Source organism: Methylomagnum sp., from assembly GCF_054333355.1.
The window spans coordinates 1-3,379 of sequence record NZ_JBTEKS010000447.1 but is presented as its reverse complement, the minus strand read 5'-3'; the positions used below and the strand labels follow the sequence as shown (position 1 = coordinate 3,379).

Sequence of the window (3,379 nt, the reverse complement as noted above, 5' to 3'; positions counted from 1 at the left end):
GATGTCGTCGAGGCTGGTAAAGATCATCGTAGGAGTGCCATTAAGGAAAGATTGAGGGAAATATTGCTTGATTTTACCCTGACAGCCTTAAAGTAACAATTGTGAACAATATACTTATGATAATTTGGGAACATCTCTAATAGTCGAGGGGGTGTGGGTGGGCCGCTTCACTCATAGTGAGACCTCGCCCGACCAGCCAACCCAAAGGCTGGATTATCGCCATCATGTCAGGGGTTGGAATGCGGCTTATTTCGATAACGATATTGCTCCTCGGGTTTTCGAGCTGACCGTTAATAATATTTATCAAGCCCGTCTACGTATCGACCGCCCCCCGGGTGGCGGATTTACCGGGCGGTTTAAAAGTTACTCATCGCCCTATGGCGAAGACCTTGAATATGATTTGAAGGTGGATTCTTTGGATGGCACCCATTTGGTATTTACCCGGTATGGCGGCGATTTTGTTCAAAGCTATTCCGGGATGGTTCAGGGCCGCACCATTTCCGGCACCTTCACGCATAACGGGGCGGGCGCTTATCCTTGGAGTGGCACACGGGCCGAGGTGCTGACCTATGGCTTAAGCGAAAAAAGCCCGGCGGATCGGGCCGCTTGGCAGGCACAAACTCGCCGGATGCTGGAGCATCTGATGATGGCGGGTAATCCCCCGCCGCTTACTCGGAAGGTGGATGTGCTGCGAAGTCATATTGCGCCGGTCAATGTGCCCACGGATCGGCTGCCGCCGAATCGGGACGACGATCCCACCGCGTGGCCGCCCAATTACAGCCTGACGGAACTGCGCTTCACTTATACCCTGCCGAATCCTTATGACCCCGGTCAGCCGATGACCCGGCAAGCTCACGCTTATTTAGCGGTGCCCAAGGGCATTCCGAGCGGCGCGAAACTGCCCGTCGTATTGGCGCTGAATGGGCATGGCGGCAGCGCGTGGCAGGTGATGAGCGGAGATAATTCGCTGTTTTGGTATGGGGATTCTTTTGCGCGGCACGGGTATATTGTGTTGGCGATTGATATGTCCCATCGCAACGATAGTCCACTGTATAGCGATGGTTATTCAAACGGGGATGACCCCGCTAATGGCAATGGCCCGCATTCTTCTATTAAAGCCGCTGGCTTCGATACCGATTGGGAGGAAAATGGCGAGCGGGCTTGGGATGTGATGCGGGCGGTGGATTATTTGCTGACCCATCCCAATGTCGATCCGCACCGCGTTATAGTGACCGGGCTATCCTTGGGTGGGGAAATGACTACGGTATCAGCGGCCATGGACCCACGCATCGCCATGGGAATTACCTCGGGCTTTTCGGCGGATTATGGCGTGCTGGCCCATAATGGCGCTCACGCCTGCTGGCAATGGGTCTATGCGGATATTCGCGAGTATATCGACGACACCGATTTACACGCCTTGGTGGCGCCCCGGCCTTTCGTGGTGCAATTCGGGAAGCAGGATTATCTATTCTCGTCCCGTAATCCCCCGTTCAGTGTGGATAAACAGGCGGCGCGGCGGGCACGTCCGGCCTATGCCGATCAGCCGCAAAACTATGTGCATTATCTGCATTATGACGAGCATCGTTATCACATCGGGAGCGCCAACCCCAATCGCGACACCGAGCAAGGGGTCCAGGTGGCCCGTGTCGCGGCACCGGAATCGCCCTCGTCATTGGCGTGGCAAACCAATGGCGAAACGGAATCCATCGCGCCCAGCCTTTATGATTTGATTGATGCTTTATTGAAACGGTGATTAACGAGGAAACCCATAGACCGACGCGGTTTTTAAAACCGCGTCGGTCTTTATCCTCAACGCGGATCGCCCACTGGCGCGGCGAACGCATCCGCCACCAAATCCCGCACATTCGCCCCCGTCAACGCGCCGAGAAATTCCACCAAATCATCCATCTCCCGCCCGGTCAGGCTCAGCGGCTTGATACGCGGGTCAAGGTTCTCGTTGGGCACGCCGCCGCCGTTGTAGAACCGCACCACATCCTTCAACGTCGCCAGCGAGCCATCGTGCATGTAGGGCGCGGTCAACGCCACATTCCGCAGCGAAGGCGTCCGGTATTTCCAGCGGTCGGCGGGATTCTGGGTCATCTCATATAGCCCCAGATCATTCGGCTTCGGCTCACTCACCGAAGCCAGCCGGGCCGGGTCGATTTCAAACACCACACCCGGTGCCGCCGCGATTTTCGGCTTCCCGGCAGTTCCGCCCATCGCCGCCCGGTAGCCAATCCCGGTGTTATGCAGCGCTTGGTCGGTGAACAGAGCGGATTTATCGCCGACTTCATGGCAAGCCGCGCAGCCCGCCTTGCCCGTGAACAGCGCGAAACCCCGCTGCCCCGCCCGGCTCAGCGCATCGGCCCGCTTGCCATAGCGCCAGCGGTCGAAGGGCGAATCGGCGGAATTCAAGACGCGCTCATAAGCGGCAATCGCCATCCCCAGCGTCTCCATGGACGGCCCGCGTCCGAAGCTCTTCTCGAACAACCCGGCGTAATCCGCCAGCCCCCGCACCTTCTCCACCACATAGCCCACCGACGGCGCCCCCATTTCGTTGTGGGCCAGCAGCGGTCCCCACACCTGTTGTTCCAGGCTGGTTTCCCGGCCGTCGTGGAACAGCCGGGCGTAATAGCCCACGTTGTACACGCTGGGCGAATTGCGCCGGACGGTGCGGCCCTCGACGCCCACGGCGGTGGCCTGTTCGTTGCTGGCGAAACCCTGTTCCGGGACATGGCACATCGCGCAGGAAAAGGTGTTGTTGAGGGACAGGCGCCGGTCGAAGAACAGCTTGCGGCCCAGTTCGATCTTGTCCGGCGTCAGCGGGTTATCCGGCGGCACCGGCAGCGGCGGCAAGCCCAGCGGCGGTTGAGTCGCGTATTTGAGCAGGTCCGCCCGCTGGCCAGCGCGTTCGGCCAGGGCCACGGAGTGGGTGGCGTAATCGGGGCGCTCGTAGCCGCGCTTGTTGTCGCCGGGCTGGAGCGGCGTTTCCCGGTTGGTTTCCGTCGGCTTGGCGGCGGGCGCGGGTTTTTCCAGAAGCAGCGTGCGGATGTCGTTGAACAGCGTTTCGGGATGAAGGAACGAGACGGTGTAGATGTTGCGGATTTGGCTTTGCCGATCAATCAGGTACACCCGCAGAATATGGGAAAATGTGCCAGTGAAATGGCCCTGCGTGTCGTAATCTTTCTGCACGGACTGGTCGTAAGCGGCCAGGATGGGCTGAATATCCCGCTCGGAGGCGGTGGTCAGAAACCGCCATTCCAGCCCCTCGCCGAAAGATTGACCATACTTCTTCATGGCCTCGGGCGTGTCGTGTTCCGGGTTGAAGCTGAGGGTGACGAGGCGCAGTTGCTTCGCCAGGTCCGGCTCCTTGAGCAAG

General features: G+C 59.0%; 2 protein-coding genes. One reads left to right on the top strand and one right to left on the bottom strand.

From position 1 onward, the window contains the following. The first annotated feature begins 124 nt into the window (after positions 1-124). Positions 125-1,753, top strand: a complete 1,629-nt coding sequence (locus ACXWUF_RS20850; RefSeq protein WP_458496478.1) for an alpha/beta hydrolase family protein — start codon at positions 125-127, stop codon at positions 1,751-1,753. A gap of 56 nt (positions 1,754-1,809) precedes the next feature. On the opposite strand, the gene ACXWUF_RS20845 is transcribed toward ACXWUF_RS20850, so the two are convergent. Beyond that, positions 1,810-3,379, bottom strand: a 1,570-nt coding sequence (locus ACXWUF_RS20845; RefSeq protein ID WP_458496477.1) for a cytochrome c peroxidase, incomplete at its 5' end; no start/stop codon positions are given.